The sequence below is a fragment of the Nocardia sp. 149-1B genome, assembly GCF_057747975.1.
Genome location: NZ_CM173233.1, coordinates 1241471 through 1257960 on the forward strand (window position 1 = coordinate 1241471; position 16490 = coordinate 1257960).

Annotated in this window: 18 protein-coding genes; 6 read left to right on the plus strand and 12 right to left on the minus strand. The window is 72.5% G+C overall.

Annotation, left to right across the window (positions count from 1 at the left end):
- Positions 1–141: 141 nt before the first annotated feature.
- Positions 142–474, minus strand: coding sequence for an acyl-CoA carboxylase subunit epsilon (locus tag AC3ANS_RS05925; RefSeq protein ID WP_488295242.1), 333 nt, complete (start codon positions 472–474; stop codon positions 142–144).
- Positions 475–593: 119 nt separating this feature from the next.
- Positions 594–2222, minus strand: a complete 1629-nt coding sequence (locus AC3ANS_RS05930) for an acyl-CoA carboxylase subunit beta (RefSeq protein ID WP_488295243.1) — start codon at positions 2220–2222, stop codon at positions 594–596.
- A gap of 55 nt (positions 2223–2277) precedes the next feature.
- Here AC3ANS_RS05930 and AC3ANS_RS05935 point away from each other — a divergent pair, with 55 nt between their 5' ends.
- The 6 genes from AC3ANS_RS05935 to purE all read left to right on the plus strand — a co-directional run bounded on the left by AC3ANS_RS05935 (position 2278) and on the right by purE (position 6693).
- Entirely contained in the window at positions 2278–3096 is an 819-nt protein-coding gene (locus tag AC3ANS_RS05935) for a biotin--[acetyl-CoA-carboxylase] ligase (protein WP_488295244.1), read from the plus strand.
- A gap of 12 nt (positions 3097–3108) precedes the next feature.
- On the plus strand, positions 3109–3612 hold the full coding sequence (locus tag AC3ANS_RS05940; protein WP_488295245.1) for a PH domain-containing protein: 504 nt from the start codon (positions 3109–3111) through the stop codon (positions 3610–3612).
- Positions 3599–4606 carry an adenylate/guanylate cyclase domain-containing protein gene (locus AC3ANS_RS05945; RefSeq protein ID WP_488295246.1) on the plus strand — a complete coding sequence of 336 codons (1008 nt, stop codon included), beginning with the start codon at positions 3599–3601 and terminating at the stop codon, positions 4604–4606. The genes AC3ANS_RS05940 and AC3ANS_RS05945 overlap by 14 nt, the downstream gene beginning before the upstream one ends.
- A gap of 70 nt (positions 4607–4676) precedes the next feature.
- Positions 4677–4988, plus strand: a complete 312-nt coding sequence (locus AC3ANS_RS05950) for a winged helix-turn-helix domain-containing protein (RefSeq protein WP_488295247.1) — start codon at positions 4677–4679, stop codon at positions 4986–4988.
- Positions 4989–5011: 23 nt separating this feature from the next.
- A complete protein-coding gene (locus AC3ANS_RS05955) occupies positions 5012–6172 on the plus strand; it encodes a 5-(carboxyamino)imidazole ribonucleotide synthase (RefSeq protein ID WP_488295248.1) in 1161 nt (386 codons plus the stop codon).
- A gap of 8 nt (positions 6173–6180) precedes the next feature.
- Positions 6181–6693 (plus strand): 5-(carboxyamino)imidazole ribonucleotide mutase, encoded by a 513-nt coding sequence (gene purE / locus AC3ANS_RS05960; RefSeq protein WP_488295249.1) that lies wholly within the window; start codon positions 6181–6183, stop codon positions 6691–6693.
- 20 nt (positions 6694–6713) lie between these two features.
- On the opposite strand, the gene AC3ANS_RS05965 is transcribed toward purE, so the two are convergent.
- The 10 genes from AC3ANS_RS05965 to AC3ANS_RS06010 form a co-directional block, all read right to left on the minus strand.
- Positions 6714–7100 carry a response regulator gene (locus tag AC3ANS_RS05965; protein ID WP_488295250.1) on the minus strand — a complete coding sequence of 129 codons (387 nt, stop codon included), beginning with the start codon at positions 7098–7100 and terminating at the stop codon, positions 6714–6716.
- Entirely contained in the window at positions 7100–7693 is a 594-nt protein-coding gene (locus tag AC3ANS_RS05970; RefSeq protein ID WP_488295251.1) for a hypothetical protein, read from the minus strand. The genes AC3ANS_RS05965 and AC3ANS_RS05970 overlap by 1 nt, the downstream gene beginning before the upstream one ends.
- The gene (locus AC3ANS_RS05975; RefSeq protein ID WP_488295252.1) at positions 7690–8205 is read right to left on the minus strand and encodes a pyruvoyl-dependent arginine decarboxylase; all 516 of its coding nucleotides are present in this window, start codon (positions 8203–8205) and stop codon (positions 7690–7692) included. Before AC3ANS_RS05975 ends, AC3ANS_RS05970 begins: the two co-directional genes overlap by 4 nt.
- Positions 8202–10763 carry an ATP-binding response regulator gene (locus AC3ANS_RS05980; RefSeq protein WP_488295253.1) on the minus strand — a complete coding sequence of 854 codons (2562 nt, stop codon included), beginning with the start codon at positions 10761–10763 and terminating at the stop codon, positions 8202–8204. The genes AC3ANS_RS05975 and AC3ANS_RS05980 overlap by 4 nt, the downstream gene beginning before the upstream one ends.
- Positions 10764–10824: 61 nt before the next feature.
- The gene (locus AC3ANS_RS05985) at positions 10825–11556 is read right to left on the minus strand and encodes a response regulator (RefSeq protein ID WP_488295254.1); all 732 of its coding nucleotides are present in this window, start codon (positions 11554–11556) and stop codon (positions 10825–10827) included.
- Positions 11532–12779 (minus strand): sensor histidine kinase, encoded by a 1248-nt coding sequence (locus AC3ANS_RS05990; protein ID WP_488295255.1) that lies wholly within the window; start codon positions 12777–12779, stop codon positions 11532–11534. The genes AC3ANS_RS05985 and AC3ANS_RS05990 overlap by 25 nt, the downstream gene beginning before the upstream one ends.
- Positions 12776–13741 carry an acyltransferase family protein gene (locus tag AC3ANS_RS05995; RefSeq protein WP_488295256.1) on the minus strand — a complete coding sequence of 322 codons (966 nt, stop codon included), beginning with the start codon at positions 13739–13741 and terminating at the stop codon, positions 12776–12778. The genes AC3ANS_RS05990 and AC3ANS_RS05995 overlap by 4 nt, the downstream gene beginning before the upstream one ends.
- Positions 13738–14676 (minus strand): D-alanine--D-alanine ligase family protein, encoded by a 939-nt coding sequence (locus AC3ANS_RS06000; protein ID WP_488295257.1) that lies wholly within the window; start codon positions 14674–14676, stop codon positions 13738–13740. The genes AC3ANS_RS05995 and AC3ANS_RS06000 overlap by 4 nt, the downstream gene beginning before the upstream one ends.
- Positions 14673–15818: an alanine racemase gene (gene alr / locus AC3ANS_RS06005; protein WP_488295258.1), complete on the minus strand. Its 1146-nt coding sequence runs from the start codon at positions 15816–15818 to the stop codon at positions 14673–14675. Before alr ends, AC3ANS_RS06000 begins: the two co-directional genes overlap by 4 nt.
- Complete coding sequence (locus AC3ANS_RS06010) at positions 15815–16438, minus strand: M15 family metallopeptidase (protein WP_488295259.1); 624 nt, start codon at positions 16436–16438, stop codon at positions 15815–15817. The genes alr and AC3ANS_RS06010 overlap by 4 nt, the downstream gene beginning before the upstream one ends.
- Between the last annotated feature and the right edge of the window lie 52 nt (positions 16439–16490).

The following is a 16490-nucleotide window of genomic DNA, read 5'->3' on the forward strand; positions in this document are numbered from 1 at the left end:
TGTGCTGGTTGAACCAGTCTCGGGAACGCACCTCAAGACGCCACCCGGTAAACCTCAAAGATTCGCCCAATTCGCGAGCCTAGTGGTCTGGACCAGGCGATGCGGCGTTCTTCGCCAACTCCACCCCGCAGGGTGGGCGGGTCAGCGCGGCAGGGCGCTCGCGCGCCACCCGCCCGGGCCGTGGGGGAGCGTACGGCGGACCTTGCGGTGCGGCGCCGCCCACGCGGGCGTCGGCCTGCGTGCCGGCGGCTCGTCGGTGCGCAGTGCCGCGAACACCGCCACCAGCGCCGCCACCTCCTCCGGCGTCGTGTCGCCCTTCACGATGCGGAGGAGGGGTGGCTGGGTGGTGGTGGTGTCGGAGGCTGGGTCGATGTTCGTGGTCGCCGTGGGCTCGTGCGTTGCGGTGGTCGGGTCGGCGTGTGTGGTCTCCGTACGCTCGGCGCTTGCGGTGGTCTTGCCCATCTCTTCGCTCACCGTTTGCCTTTCGTCTTGCGGTTTGCGCGGCGCCGACTCGGCGCACTGCCCGGGGTGCTGGTGCTCCCCTCAGCTACTGGCGCCGACTCGGCGCACTTCCCGGGGTGCGGGTGTGTCTTCTAGAGGGGGATATTTCCATGCTTCTTCGCGGGCAATGACTCCCGCTTGGAGCGCAGGAGGCGGAGGGCGCGGACGATCTCGAGGCGGGTCTCGTGGGGGGTGATGACGGCGTCGATGTAGCCGCGCTCGGCCGCGATGTAGGGGTTGGCCAGCGTCATCTCGTACTCGTCGATGAGCTCCGCCCGGCGCGACTCGACCATCTCGGGGGAGCCGCCCTCGGCCTCGATCGCCGCCAGCTCCTTGCGGTAGACGATGTTCGCCGCGCCCTGTGCGCCCATCACCGCGATCTGGGCGGTGGGCCAGGCGACGTTGATGTCGGCGCCGAGGTGCTTGGAGCCCATCACGTCGTAGGCGCCGCCGTAGGCCTTGCGGGTGATGACCGTGATCAACGGGACCGTCGCCTCGGCGTAGGCGTAGATGAGCTTCGCGCCGCGGCGGATGATGCCGTTCCACTCCTGGTCGGTGCCGGGCAGGAAGCCCGGGACGTCGACGAACGTCAGCACGGGGATGTTGAACGCGTCGCAGAACCGCACGAACCGGGCGGCCTTCTCCGAGGCGTCGATGTCGAGCGTGCCGGCGAACTGCATCGGCTGGTTGGCCACCACGCCCACGGAGTGGCCCTCGACCCGGCCGAAGCCGACCACGATGTTGGGCGCGAACAGCTCCTGGACCTCGAGGAACTCCTGGTCGTCGAGCGAGGCGCGGATGACCTCGTGCATGTCGTAGGGCTGGTTGGGGGAGTCCGGGATGATCGTGTCGAGGGTGCGGTCGAGGTCGGTGAACTCGGTGTCCGCGGCATCGTCGTACGCCGGGACCTCGTCGAGGTTGTTCTGCGGCAGGTAGGACAGCAGCGCCTTGACGTACTCGATCGCGTCCTCCTCGTCCGAGCCGAGGTAGTGGGCGTTGCCGGACTTGGTGTTGTGGGTGCGCGCACCGCCCAGGTCCTCCATCGAGACGTCCTCGCCGGTGACGGTCTTGATGACGTCGGGCCCGGTGATGAACATGTTGGAGGTGCCGTCGACCATCACGGTGAAGTCGGTGACCGCGGGGGAGTAGACGTGCCCGCCGGCGCAGGAGCCCATGATCAGGCTGATCTGCGGGATGACGCCCGAGGCGTGCACGTTGCGGCGGAAGATCTCGCCGTACAGGCCGAGCGAGACCACGCCCTCCTGGATCCGCGCACCGGCGCCCTCGTTGATGCCGATGATCGGGCAGCCGGTCTTGATCGCGAGGTCCATGACCTTGGTGATCTTCTCGCCGTAGACCTCGCCCAGCGACCCGCCGAAGACCGTGAAGTCCTGGGAGAACACGCACACCTGGCGGCCGTCGACGGTGCCGTAGCCGGTGATGACGCCGTCGCCGTAGGGCCGGTTCTTCTCCAGGCCGAACGCCGTCGACCGGTGCCGGGCGAGCTCGTCGAGCTCGACGAAGGAGCCCTCGTCGAACAGCATCCCGATCCGCTCCCGTGCGGTCTTGCGCCCCTTGGCGTGCTGCTTCTCGACGGCCTTCGCCGAGCCGGCGTGCACCGCCTCGTCGAGCCTGCGGTCCAGGTCGGCGATCTTGCCCGCCGTCGTGTGGATGTCGGGGGAGTCGGGCGTGCTCGCTGTCTCTGACGTCGGCTGTGCCATCTGTCCGGGGCTCCTCGGTGGCGGGGGGTTGGGACCGTGGGTCAATGTAGTGCCCGTGACCACAGACCCGGTGCGACGCTCATCACTCGATCCGGCCCCGCTCGCGCGGCTGGCCCCCGATCTCGTGGTGGAGGTCCTCGAGACCGCGACGTCGACGAACGCGGTCGCCGCCGAGCGCGCCCGGGCGGGCGCGGACGAGGGCCTGGTCGTGGTGGCCGAGCACCAGACCGCGGGTCGTGGGCGTCTCGACCGCTCGTGGGAGACGCCCCCACGCTCGTCGCTCACGTTCTCCCTGCTGGTCCGTCCGACGGTGCCCGCGGCCGACTGGCCGTGGCTGCCGCTGCTCACCGGGCACACGGTGGCCAAGACCCTGCGGGCCGAGGGGTACGACGCGGGCGTCAAGTGGCCCAACGACGTGCTGATCGGCGACCGCAAGCTCGTGGGCATCCTCGTCGAGCGGGTCGAGACCCCCGCCGGCCCCGCGGCCGTCATCGGGGTCGGGCTCAACGTCAGCCTCACCGCCGACGAGCTGCCCGTGCCCACCGCCACCTCGCTGGCGCTCGAGTCCGGGAGTGCCCCCGACCGCACCCACCTGCTCGTCGAGCTGCTCCGCTCGCTGGACGAGGCCTACGGCGTCTGGCAGACCGGTGGCGTCGACGCGACCGGCCGGCTGCGCGCGTCGTACGCCGCCGCCTGTGTCACCGTCGGGCGTGACGTGCGGGTCGACCTGCCGGGTGGCAGCGTGCTGACCGGCCGCGCCACCGGCATCGACGACGCGGGGCGGCTGGTCGTCCGGACCGCCGAGGGCGACGCCGTCGTCGGGGCCGGCGACGTGGTCCATGTGCGCTCCGCCACTTCCGGCGCCGATCAGTGACATGATCGGCCCGTGGCCATCTCTCACAAGCTGCTCAACGAGGGTGAGACCGTCGTCGTCGACACCCGCACGCACGTCAAGGCACTGATCCTCCCGCTGCTGGTGCTCGTCGTCCTGCTCGCGATCGGCACGTTCGCGCAGGTCAAGGTCGACAACGGCACGGTCACGCTGGTGATCTGGGCGCTGGTCGCGCTCGCCGCGATCTGGTTCGTGCTCCGCCCGGTGATCATCTGGGCGACCGCCAGCTACACGTTCACCAACCGGCGGCTGATCACCCGCAGCGGGGTGCTGGTGCGCCGCGGCCACGACATGCCGCTCGCCCGGATCAGTGACATCGCCTACGAGTTCGGGCTGATCGACCGGATGCTCGGCTGCGGCACCCTGATCATCTCCGACGCCAGCGAGCACGGGCAGATCCGGCTGCACGACATCCCGCGGGTCGAGGAGACCCAGCGCAAGGTCAACGCGATGCTCCAGAGCGTCAACAACCCCACGGCGGGACATGACGGAACCTGACGGCCCCGGGCCCGGCGCCGACCCGGCGCCGAGCTCCGAGGACCTGGAACGGGCGATCCTCGGTGAGAACCCCGCCTTCAACGCCCAGGAGGTCGCCGCACGCACCGGCGTGACCGTCGCCGAGGCCCGGCGGCTGTGGCGCGCCCTCGGCTTCCCCGAGCACGGGCTCGAGACGGCCTTCACCGACGCCGACGCCGACGCGCTCTCCACGCTGCTCGGGGTGGTCGCCTCGGGCGCCATCGACTTCGACATGGCGGTCAACCTCACCCGGGCGGTCGGTCAGACGATGGCGCGGCTCGCCGACTGGGAGGTGGCCACGCTCGTCCACCGCGTCGAGGAGCTCGAGGCCGGCGACGAAGCCACCGGCAGCCGGCTCGGCTCCGCGATCCGGCTCATCGACGAGATCAACCAGCCCTTCGAGGAGCTGCTCGTCTACGTCTGGCGGCGCCACCTCGCGGCCGCGGTCGCGCGCGTCGAGGCTCTGCGTGCCAACGAGGAGGACCTCAACACGGTCCAGCTCACGGTGGGCTTCGCCGACATCGTCAGCTTCACCGCGCTCTCCAACCGCCTCAGTGAGGAGCGCATCGGGGACCTGGTCGAGCTGTTCGAGTCCCGCTGCTCCGACGTGGTGGCCTCCCAGCGTGGCCGGGTCATCAAGAGCATCGGTGACTCGGTGCTGTTCGTGAACGACGATCCCGTGCGCGCCTACGACACCGCCGAGGGGATCATCAACGTCGTCGGCCGCGACTCCCGGATGCCCGACGTACGCCTCGGCCTGGCCAGCGGCTCGGTGGTGATGCGGCTGGGCGACGTGTTCGGCCCTCCGGTCAACCTCGCCGCGCGCCTGACGGCGGTCGCCCGCCGCAACCGGATCATCATCGACTCGGCCACCGCCCTGCTGCTGCCGGAGGACGAGTTCGAGACCCGGCCGTTGCCCGCTCGCCCGGTGCGCGGGTTCGGGATCGTGGAGCCGGTGGCGGTTCGCCGGTCCTGACCGGTCGCGGCCCAAAGTAAAATTCCGCTATTACCCCACCGCGGGCTCCCCACCTTCCTACGGTGGGAAGGTGATCGAGGTGCAGGACATCCGGCTCGATCCGGTCTCGCGGCGGACCTGGCGTGGATCCAAGGAGATCGTGCTGTCCCGCAAGGAGTTCGACCTGGTCTATGCGCTGATGGAGCGCGCCGGTGAGATCGTGAGCCGAGACGACCTGATGCGTGAGGTCTGGCACACGACGTTCTGGACCTCGTCGAAGACCATCGACGTGCACCTGGGCTGGGTGCGGCGCAAGCTCGGCGACGACAGCCGGCACCCGCGCCTGATCACCACGATCCGCGGCGAGGGCCTGCGGTTCGAGACCGAGGACCACTCCGGCTGACGCCGTTCGTCTAGAGTTCCGGCGTGCCCAGCCCCGCTCCGACCCTCGCCGTGATCGGCGGCGGTCAGCTGGCCAGGATGATGGCCGCGCCCGCCAACGCTCTCGGCCTCCCGCTGCGTCTGCTCGCCGAGGGCGAGGGCGTCTCGGCCGCCCAGGTGATCCCCGACCACCTCGTCGGGGACTACCGCGACCTGGACACGTTGCGCACGGTCACCGCCGGGTGCCCGGTGGTGACCTTCGACCACGAGCACGTCCCCACCGAGCACCTGCACGCCCTCGAGGAGGACGGGATCGCCGTCCGCCCGGGCCCGCACGCGCTCGTGCACGCCCAGGACAAGGCGGTCATGCGAGAGCGCCTGGCCGAGCTCGGCGTGCCGTGCCCGCGCAACGCGGTCGTCAGGACCGTCGCCGACGTGGAGGCCTTCGGCTTCCCGTGCGTCCTCAAGACCTCGCGCGGAGGGTACGACGGCAAGGGGGTGTGGTTCGTGCGCTCCTCGGGCGACTGCGAGGAGCCGTTCCGTGCCGCCGCCGAGGCCGAGGTGCGGCTGCTCGCCGAGGAGCTCGTCGAGTTCCGCCGTGAGCTGTCCGCCCTCGTGGTGCGCGCGCCCAGCGGCCAGGCCGCGGCGTACCCCGTCGTCGCGTCCACCCAGGTCGACGGCGTCTGCCGCGAGGTGATCGCCCCGGCGCCCGATCTCGACCCGGGCCTGGCCGGCGAGGCGCAGGAGATCGCGCTGCGCGTCGCGGGCGCCCTCGACGTCACCGGCGTGCTAGCCGTCGAGCTCTTCGAGACCCGTGACGGGCGGGTGCTGGTCAACGAGCTCGCGATGCGCCCGCACAACACCGGCCACTGGACCCAGGACGGGGCGGTGACCTCGCAGTTCGAGAACCACCTGCGCGCGGTGATGGACCTGCCGCTCGGCTCGCCCGCCCCGCGGGCGCGGTGGACGGTGATGGTCAACATCCTCGGGAGCGACGACCCCACGATCGGCCGGCTGTACGACGGCTACCCGCACGCGCTCGCGCGCGACCCGATGCTGCGGGTGCACCTGTACGGCAAGGAGCTGCGGCCGGGCCGCAAGGTCGGCCACGTGAACGCCTACGGCGACGACCTCGACGACTGCCTGGAGCGGGCGCGGCACGCCGCCGCGTGGTTCCGGGGCGACCTGGGCAACGAGAGTGAGTAGTGAGTGACATGACGGACGCACGTGTCGGGATCGTGATGGGGTCGGACTCCGACTGGCCGGTGATGAAGGCCGCGGCGGAGGCGCTCGCGGAGTTCGACATCGCCTACGAGGCCGACGTGGTCTCCGCACACCGGATGCCCGAGGAGATGCTGGCCTACGGCCGCGAGGCGGCGGACCGTGGTCTCGCGGTGATCATCGCGGGCGCCGGGGGAGCCGCGCACCTGCCGGGCATGCTCGCCGCGGTCACCCCGCTGCCGGTGGTCGGGGTGCCGGTGCCGCTGAAGAACCTCGACGGGCTGGACTCGCTGCTCTCGATCGTGCAGATGCCGGCCGGCGTGCCGGTCGCCACGGTCGCGGTCGGCGGGGCCCGCAACGCCGGCCTGCTCGCCGTACGCATCCTGGCCGCCTCGGACGCGGGCCTGCAGGAGAAGATGCGCGCCTTCCAGGCCGAGCTCCGCTCGACCGCGCAGCAGAAGGGCGAGGTCGTGCGCGGCGACCGGCCCGGCCGCCTCGGGTTCTGAGCACCCCGTCCCGAGCCGGCTCAGTCCGAGGTCGTCCAGCCGACCATCGCCGCGACCTCGTCGCCGAGCGTCATCGGGCTGAAGGGCTTGGCGATCACGCCGGCGACGGCGAGGTCGTCCCACTCCTGGGTGCTGCCGACCTGGAGCTTGGCGGTCAGGAGCACCACCGGGATGTCGCGGGTGCTGGCGTCGGCCTGCAGCGCTTGGAAGGTCGCTCGGCCGTCGACGTCGGGCATCATCAGGTCGAGCAGCACGGCATCGGGGTGGTGCTCCTTCGCGGCGGCGATCGCCCGGGCACCGCCGTCGACCGCGATCACCTCCCAGCCGGCGACGACCTCGAGCGCCATCTGGGTGATCTCGCGGATCGAGTCGTCGTCGTCGACGACCAGCACGGTCGGCATGGGCATCACGTCTCCTCAGCGCCCTCGGTCGGGCCCGATGGGTGGAACGTACCCAGATAGTAGGTCTGCCGATCCACCGGTCGGACGGTGACTTCGCCGGAGCGCCCGAGCACCCGGGCCGCGTGCTCGCCGAACGCGAAGCCTTCGTCGTTGTGGGCGCAGATGTCCCAGCCGACGACCGCCTGGGCCTCGGCCAGCACCGTCCCCATCCGGTCGATCATCGCCTGGAACACATGGCTGCGCCGGTGCGCATGCTGCACGAGCGTGAACCCGATGTAGTAGATCGCGTCGCGCGCGGCGTGCTCGGGGAAGTGGTGGTGGAAGTACGCCGGGCTGATCCACGGGACGGTCTCGAGGTGGTGGGTCAGCGTCGAGAGCCCGATGGCCGCGCCACGGTCGTCCCGCGCGACGTACTTGTCGACCCGGGGGTCGTGCATCTCCTCGAGGAACTCCTGGCGGTGCAGGAGCTGGCGGGCCACGGCCTGGGTCTCGAGGTCGCCGAACGTCTCGCGGTAGAGCGCGTAGTAGGTCTCGGCCGTCTCCGGGTCGAGGGCCGACTCGACGGTGACCTCGATGCTCGTGCTCGCCGGGTGGTTCACGGGGTGCTCCAGCCGGCGACGGCGTACGCCGCGATCGTGAGCGCGCAGACCGGTCGGTCCTCGCAGCGGGCGACGGCCACCGCGCTGTGGACCGGACCGAAGTCCACGCCGCGGGCCTCGGCCATGTCGCCGAGGCTGAGCCGGATCTGGTCCTCGACGACCAGCGCGGTGGGTCCCGTGTGCTCGACGAAGAGACCGCCGATCTCGGGGTGGATCACCCAGCCGAGGCCGGCGGCGACCTCCTCGCCGGGGCGCTCGGCGTACGCAAGGGACTCCACGCAGTAGAGCCGGTCGCCGTGTCCCCCGACGACCCGGCCACCGCCGCGGGTGACGGTGCTCCGCGGCGGGATCACCGAGGAGAGCGGGATCAGGTTGTAGTCCGCGACGCCGGCCTCCACCAGGGCGCGGTCGAACGCGGAGAGTCGGGTGCGGCCGCGCCCGGCGGCAGTGCGCACGGTGATGTCGAGCAGGCGCCCGGCCGGACCGGCCTCCTGCAGGGAGGGGGTGGTCACGCGGTGCTTCCTCCTGGTGGCTGGGGAGCTTCGAGACGCTCGAGGACCCGGTCCTCGAGGCCGGCGGGGTCGACCCGGCCCTTGGTGACGAAGTCGGTGCGGCCCAACGTGAGCCGCGGGCGCTCGCCCGGCTCGACGTCGGAGGCGCTGTAGACGATCAGGTCGAGGCCGGCGGTCGCCGGGTCCTCGCGCAGCTGGCTGACGACGTCGTACCCGCTGCCCTCGCCCAGCTCCAGGTCGAGCACGATGACCCGGGGCCGCGCCTCGCGGGCGAGCCGCACCGCCTCGGACGCACCGGACGCGTGCACGACGGTGAGCGCACGGCCGGTGAGCAAGGTCGTGAGCACGTGGGCCAGGTCGTCGTCGTCCTCGACGAGCAGCACCGTCTCCGCGGCCTTGCGCCAGCCCGTACGGCGGCCCGTCCCACCGGTCGCGCGTGCCGGTGCCGGGTGGTGGCCGGGCGCCTTCCGCGTGGCGGCCGGCAGCGTGAACAGCACGGTCGTGCCGTGGCCCGGGTCGCTCTCGGCCCAGATCCGTCCGCCGTGGCCCTCGACGATCCCGCGGCAGATCGCCAGCCCCAGGCCGGTGCCGCCCTTCTGGCGGGCGTCGGAGGAGTCGACCTGCTCGAACCGCTGGAAGATGGACTCCAGCTTGTCGGCCGGGATGCCCCGGCCCTCGTCACGGACCCGGAAGACGACCTCACCGTCGTGGCTCGCCGCGTCCAGGACGACGCGCTGACCGCCGGTCGAGAACTTGATCGCGTTGTTGAGCAGGTTGGCGAGCGTCTGCACGATCCGGTCCGGGTCGGCGAGCACCAGCCCCGGGCTCGGCCCCACCTCGAGCCGGACGCCGGTCGTCTGCGCCTGGCCGGCCATCTCGGTCACCGCGCGGGAGAGCAGCTCCTCGGCGGGGATCGGCCGGATGTCCATGGTCCGCTTGCCGGACTCGATGCGCTCGAGGTCCAAGATGTCGTTGATGAGCCGGGTGAGCCGCTCGCTGCTCTCGAGCGCGATCGTGGCCATCGACCGGGCGCGGGGGGACAGCTCGCCGAGCTTGCCGCTGGCCAGCAGCCCGAGGGAGCCCCGGATCGAGGTGAGCGGGGTGCGCAGCTCGTGGCTGACCACCGAGATGAACTCGTTCTTCATCCGATCGACCTCACGGCGCTCGGTCACGTCGCGGAACACGACCACCGCGCCACGGACCGTCTGGCTGCCGGGCGGGCCCTCGACCTGCGGGCTCGCGGTGATCTCCACCGGGAACGCCGACCCGTCGGCCCGGAGGTAGCGGTCCTCCTCGGCCAGGGTGCTCATGCCCGAGTCGATCGCCTCGGCGATGTAGCAGCCCGCATAGGGGTACGGCGTCTCGTCGTCGGCCGGGGCGTGGAACGTGTCGTGGGCCGCGCGCCCGAGGAGGTCGTCGGCGGCGTACCCCAAGGCGTGCGCACCCGACGGGTTGACGAACGTGATCCGGCCCTCGGCGTCGACGCCGTAGATGCCGTCGCCCACCGATGTCAGCAGCACCTCGGTCTGGCGCGCCAGCCGGCGCAGGTCAGCGGTCTGCTCGCGCACCCGCCGCTCGAGCCCGCGGCGCAGGGCGTTGTTGTCCCGGGTCAGGACGATCTGGCGACCGGCTGCCGACGAGGCGACCAGGAGCCACAGCACCGCCGTCGGGGGCGCGAGCCGCTCGTCGCCGCCGAAGAGCACCTGGACGGCTGCCGCGAGCATGAGCACGAAGTAGACGAACGCGGTGTCGCGGACGTCGGTGGCGGCCCCGGACCCCTCTGGCACGTCGACCTCGGTGCTCGGGTACCAGGCCGCCAGGGCGAGCAGGGCGTAGCCGACCATCCAGCCGAGGTCGAGGGGGGTGCCGAACGAGAAGTCGTCCTGCGCGACGAGGACCGCGAACGGCAGGTCCGCGAGGGCATAGGCGAGGAAGCCCAACGCGAGCAGGGCGAGCGCCCGGCGGTCCGAGCCGTTCGCGCGCAACATCAGCAGGATTCCGACGACCACCAGCACCACGTCGAGCACCGGGATCAGCAGCGTGGCGAGCTCGGAGGTGAGCCCCCCGCGCGTCTGGTCGAGGAGCTCGTCGTAGACCAGCGTGGAGGCGATGATCAGCACGGCGCCGCCGACGACCAGGCCGTCGAGGCTGATCACCACGAGGTCGACACCGCGGCGGCGGACGCTCGGGAAGCCCAGCACCCCGGCGATGCACAGCCCGAGAGCGATCGTGATCGTGAGGTCGCTGAACGCGCTCGGGGACGTCACCGGGTCCGAGCCGATCGCGGTGGCCCACACGTTGCCGCTGATCGCGACGAGCGCGCCCGCCATGATCAGCAACCACGAACGACGGCGACGGCCGATCGTGCGCCGCGCGCGCATCCAGCACGAGATTGAGAGGAACACCCCGCTGAGGATCAGCCCGAACCCGCTGGTGAGCTGGCGCACGTCCGGGGTGACCAGCGCCGGCTGGAGCAGCACGGCGAAGACCGCCAGCGCCGCCAGCGTCAGCGGCGCGACGACGACGAAGTGCCGTCGCTGCTGGTCGATCGAGTGCATGTGGGGGTCCCGAGAGATCGCGGAGCCGGGGCCGGCGCGGCCGCGGCTACCACATTCTTGCTCAGGCCCCCGAACCCGACCCGCCGAGAGGACCGCCGGGCGCGACCAGGCCGTGCTCGTGCGCGAACACGACGATCTGCACCCGGTCGCGCAGCCCGAGCTTGCGCAGGATCGCGCCCACGTGCGTCTTGACCGTCGACTCGCTGGCGAAGACCAGCCCCGCGATCTCGGTGTTGGACAGCCCCCGCGAGACCGCGGTGAACACCTCGCGCTCCTTTTCGGTGAGCGTGAGGTACGCCGGCGGTGTGGGGGCCTGGGTGCGGAACTGCCCGTCGAGCAGCGTGGAGAGGTCCTGGGGTGCCAGCACCGCGTTGCCCGCGTGCACGGTGCGGATCGCGTCGGCGAGCATCACCGGGGTGGTGCCCTTGAGCAGGAAGCCGCTGGCGCCGTACCGGATCGCCGTCGCGGCCCGGTCGTCGAGGTTGAACGTGGTCAGCACGACCACGCGCACCGGCCGCTCGCGGCGCGCGGCACGGTCGGGCAGGAAGATCTGCCGGGTCGCCTCGACCCCGTCCATCTCGGGCATCCGGATGTCCATCAGCACCACGTCCGGCTCGAGCTCGTCGACCAGCCCGACGGCCTCGAGCCCGTCGGCCGCCGCACCGACGACCTCCATGCCGCCCTGGGCGTCGATGATCACGCGCACGCCCTCGCGGAACAGCTCCTGGTCGTCCACCAGCAGCACCCGGATCGTGGGTTCCTGCACGGTCACCGGCTGCGCACCGGCAGCCACGCCGTTGCCGTGAACGTCGGCGGGTCGCTGCGCCGCCGTACGTCGAGGCGACCACCCACTGACTCGAGCCGGCGGCGCATCCCGTCGAGGCCCTGACCGCCGCCGGACGGCGGGACGGGGGCGGGGGTGACCACGATCGGTTGGGTCTCCAGGGTCTGGGGGGTCTCCGGCTCGACCACGTTCTGCACCTCGATCCTCAACTCTCCCTCCCAGTGTCGCTCCACCCGCACGGGCGCGTCGCGCTGACCGTGCTTGAGCGCGTTGGTGAGCATCTCCTGGAGCACCCGGAACGCGACGGTGGCGAGCTCGGGCGGCAGCGGCTGCGGGGTGCCGAACTCCGTGGAGAGCACCTCGTGGCCGCTGGCCCGCACGCCCGCGACCAGGCTGTCGAGGTCGGTGCTGCCCGGCCGGGGGCCGGCGGTGCCGCTGGTCGAGGCCAGCACCTGCCGGATGTCGTCGAGCGAGCTGCGGGCCGTGGTCGCGATGTTGTCCATGGTCTTCTTGAGCGCCTCGGTGTCGGCGTCCTTGAGGTACTGCGCGGACTCCGACTGCGCCAGGATCACCGCCAGCGAGTGCCCGACGACATCGTGCACGTCGCGGGCCAGCTTGGCCTGCTCCTCGCGCAACCGCGCGATCTCCTCGGCCTCGTCACGACGGACCTCGGCGGCGACCTGGGAGACCTGGGAGAACCGGGCCCGGTCGGAGAACCGGAACGCCAGGCCCGTCAGCCAGGGCACGCCGAGGGCGGCCAGTCCGGCGACCGCTGCTCCGACCTGCCAGCGGTCCCCGTGGGTGTAGGCGTCCTGGATGAAGGCCGTCACGCCGGCGAGCTCGAGCACCCGGACGATGCCGCCGTTGCCGACGAAGATCACCGCCGCCGCGGCGGCCAGGGGGATCGAGAGCGCGCTGCAGATCACGGTGGTGACTCGGCCCCACCGGGCGGTGCCGAACGCGACGATCGCGATCGCGAGCTCGGTGAGCAGGATCGGGGTGTCGCTCTCCACCTGGAGCAGGCACACGACCCAGACCAGGACCAGCCCCACCGCCGGAGCCCACCTGCTGCAGGCGACGGCGACCCCGATCGCGAGCGAGACGAGCACCAGGTGGCGGGGGTCGGCCCACCGGAAGTCCGACCGATCGGTCGCGAACACCTCGAACACCCCGAGGAACGCGACGGTCAGGCCCAGTGCGGCGTCGGGCAGCCAGCGTTGAACCGTGCTCATGCAGTCGTCACCAGCACCCGTCGCTGGTGGCGACGCGCGAGCGGCGCCTCGACGTACCGCCACGACAGCGCGGCGGCGACCAGCGTCAGGACCACCGCGGGCAGCGCGGGCAGCCACAGCGAGAGCGGGTAGTTCCAGAGGTAGGCGGCGTACGAGACGGTGCCGAGCCAGACGACGGCACGCAGGGGGCCGGTGACCGTGGTCCAGTGGCGCCAGGCCAGGATCAGCACCCCGGTGAGCGCAGCGATGGTCGGGCCTCCTGCCAGGTAGGTCAGCGCGTGTCCCCGCAAGGGAACCACACCGAGGACCCCGATCGCGGCGAGGGCGGCCGGTGCCGCCCAGGCCGGTACGACGAGCCGGTCGCGGTGCAACCGCACGCCCGCACCGACCACGAAGCAGACCGCCCAGCTGGTCGGCAGCGCGTAGGCCAGGTCGGGGTCCTCCGCCAGCCACCAGGTGGTGACGAGGCAGGCTGCAGCCGTGGCCGCGGCGGCCAGCAGGAGACCCCGGCGCCGGCCGAGCAGCAGCAGAGTCGCGGGCCAGACGAGGTAGAACTGCTCCTCGGTCGCCAGCGTCCACAGGTGGAACGTCGCATCGCTCGCGTGCCCGAACGGCAGGTTGCCGGTCCACGTCAGCGCCCACAGCACCGTCCACCCGAGCTGGTCGCGGTCCCCGAGCGGGTCGAGCAGCAGCGTCACCACCACGACACCGGCCACCAGCACGAGCAGCGGCGGCACCAGCCGCCACGCCCGCCGGGCGTAGAAGCGCCGCAGGGGCGGACGGTCCTCCAGCAGACCGGTGATCAGGTAGCCCGAGAGCGCGAAGAACATCACCACGCCCACCACGCCGGCGCCCGGGAACAGCCCCGGCAGGGCGTGGCGCAGCATCACCAGCCCGATCGCGAGACCGCGCAGCAGGTCGAGCCCGTCGATCCGCCCCTGCTGCCGACGTCCGCCGCTCACCGGTGGGCGCCGCGGACCAGCTCGTCGAGCAGGTCCGGGTAGGACAGGCCCGCGGCGGCGAACATCCGCGGCACCTGGGAGTGCTCGGTCATGCCCGGCACGGTGTTGACCTCGTTGAGCACCGGCCCCGCCTCGGTGAGGAAGAAGTCGATGCGCGCGACGCCGTCGCAGCCGAGGGCGTCGTACGTCGCCAGCGCCGCGTCGGCGAGCGCCTTCGCGTCGACCTCGTCCAGCTCCGCGGGGACCCGCAGGTCGGCGTGCCCGCCGTACTTCGCCTCGAAGTCGAAGAGCCCGTCGACGACGATCTCCAACGGGGGCGACGCGAGCAGGGTGCCGTCGGCGAGCCGGAGGACCGCGACGTCGATCTCGCGGCCGGCCACGACGTCCTCGACGAGGGCGCGGTCGTCCAGGGCGAGCGCCGCCTCGAGCGCCGCCCCCAGGGCGGGCTGCTCACGGACGAGACCGACGCCCTTGCTGGAGCCGGCGGCGACCGGCTTCACCACCACCGGGTGGGTCCAGGCCAGCTGGTCGGCGGTCGCCGTGGTGACGAGCCGGCCCGGGGCGGTGGCAAGGCCGAGCGCCTCGGCGCAGAGCTTCGTGGCCCACTTGTCCATGGCGAGCGCACCCGCGCCCACCCCGGACCCGACGTAGGGGAGGCCGGCGAGCTCGCACAACGCGGCGAGCGTGCCGTCCTCTCCGTGGGGCCCGTGCACGACCGGGAACACCACGTCGCAGCCCTGCAGGGCTGCCACGGCATCGGACAGCGTCAGCTGCCGACCGTCGGCGTCGCACCAGGTGCCCTCGAGACCGATCGTCAGCGGCACCACGTCGTACCGATCCGGTTCGAGACCGGCCGCGACCGCGGCCGCTGACGCCAGCGACACCTCGTGCTCGCAGCTCTGGCCGCCGCCGACCACCGCGACGCGGGTCCTCACGACAGGCTCCGCAGGTGCGTCGGGCGGCGCACGGTCCGCTGCACGCGGGCACCGATGCCGGTGACGATCTCGTGCTCGAGGGTGCCGGCCCAGTCGGCCCAGTCGGCGGCCGTCGGCTCGCCGGCGTCACCGGGGCCGAAGACCGTGACGACCTCGCCGGGCTCCACCGGCCGGTCTCCGACGTCGACCACCAGCTGGTCCATGGAGATCCGGCCGACGACCGGGCGGCGCCGGCCCCGGACCAGCACCTCGGCGCGTCCGGATGCGACCCGGGGCAGCCCGTCGGCGTACCCCAGCGGCACCAGCGCGAGGTGGGTGGACGCTGCGGTCCGGTAGGTGTGTCCATAGCCCACGGGCGTCCCGCCGCGGACGCGGCGTATCTGCACGACCGGGGCCGTGAGCGTCATCGCCGGGCGCAGCCGGGTCGTGCGCGACGGGTCGATGCCGACCAGCCCCGCGCCGACGCGGCTCATCGTGTGGTGGCTGCGGGGATCGGTCAGGGTGGCGGCGGTCGCCGCCAGGTGCCGGTGGGTGGGGCGTAGCCCGGCCGCCCGCGCGGTCTCGAGTGCCCACGCGAACCGGGTGCGGCCCAGGGCGTTGCACTCGTCGTCCGGGTCGTCGGCGCAGCCCAGGTGGCCCATCACGCCGACGACCTCGAGCTCCCCGCGCTGCTCGGCCCGCCGCGCGGAGCGGCACAGCTGGCCCCACACCGAGGGCTCGGCGCCGTCGCGGGCCATGCCCGCGTCGACGTGCAGGTGCACCCGGGCGCCCCCGGCCGCCCGCACGGCGGCGAGGTGCGCGAGGCTGGGTACGGCGAGGTCGACCCCCGAGCGGGCGGCCTCGCCGAAGTCGGCGTCGACGGGGTTGAGCCAGCTGAGGATCGGCGCCGCAAGGCCGGCGGAGCGCAGGGCGAACGCCTCGTCGAGACTCGTCACGCCCAGCCGGGTGGCCCCGTTCGCGAGCGCCGTCCGAGCCACCTCGACCGCGCCGTGCCCGAACCCGTCGGCCTTGACCACGGCCATCAGCTCGCCGGTCGCCCGCTCGGCCAGCAGCCGGGTGTTGTGGGCGATGGCCGCGAGGTCGATGTCCAGGCGCGGACCGGACCCGGCGTGGGGCCGTGGGGCAGTCGCGAGGCCGGTCACGCCGCCACCTCCGCGGCCACCGGGCCGTAGAGCGCGTGGCCGCTGCCGGTCGTCAGCGCCCAGTAGCGGTCGCCGAAGCTCCAGTGCCACCACTCGGTCGGGTAGTTCACCAGGCCCTGGTCGCCGAGCACCCGGGCGAGCAGGTCGCGGTGGGCGCGGGCGTCGGCGCCGATGCCGTCCGCGGCGAAGTAGCACCGTCCGTCGCTCTGCTCCGGCGTGGCGTCGATCTCCGTGCCGAGGTCGAGCTGGTCGCCGCACACGTCCACGAGCGTCAGGTCGACCGCCGCGCCCGCGACGTGCGGCGCCACCTCGACCGGGCTCACGAAGCGGCTGGTGAGCACCTCTAGCTCCGCGTCCCCCGCGTGCGGGTGGTGGGCTCGGACCTCGGCGGCGTACGACGCGATGATCGCCCGCTGGACGTCCAGGGGCCGGTAGCCCTCGATCACCCGCAGCCGGACCCCGCGCGGCAGCGCCGCGTCCGCGGCCCGGAGCCGATCGGCGAGGCTCGCGCGCACCAGCGCACCGACGGGGGAGAGGTCGTGGTCGAGGCGGACCAGCGGCTCGCCGGTCTCGGCCACCGGCACCGCGCGGACCCGCGGGTCCGAGAGCAGGATCGTCATGACCTCGACGTTAGGAATCGCGCTGGTCCCGGCGCCTCCACCGCAGGTGCCG

Excerpts from the sequence above, each read along its gene's own strand:
- AC3ANS_RS05930 (WP_488295243.1), bottom strand. The coding sequence starts at position 2,222 with ATGGCACAGCCGACGTCAGAGACAGCGAGCACGCCCGACTCCCCCGAC.
- AC3ANS_RS05945 (WP_488295246.1), top strand. The coding sequence starts at position 3,599 with ATGACGGAACCTGACGGCCCCGGGCCCGGCGCCGACCCGGCGCCGAGC.
- purE (WP_488295249.1), top strand. The coding sequence starts at position 6,181 with ATGACGGACGCACGTGTCGGGATCGTGATGGGGTCGGACTCCGACTGG.
- AC3ANS_RS05965 (WP_488295250.1), bottom strand. The coding sequence starts at position 7,100 with ATGCCCATGCCGACCGTGCTGGTCGTCGACGACGACGACTCGATCCGC.
- AC3ANS_RS05980 (WP_488295253.1), bottom strand. The coding sequence starts at position 10,763 with ATGCACTCGATCGACCAGCAGCGACGGCACTTCGTCGTCGTCGCGCCG.
- AC3ANS_RS05990 (WP_488295255.1), bottom strand. The coding sequence starts at position 12,779 with ATGAGCACGGTTCAACGCTGGCTGCCCGACGCCGCACTGGGCCTGACC.
- AC3ANS_RS06010 (WP_488295259.1), bottom strand. The coding sequence starts at position 16,438 with ATGACGATCCTGCTCTCGGACCCGCGGGTCCGCGCGGTGCCGGTGGCC.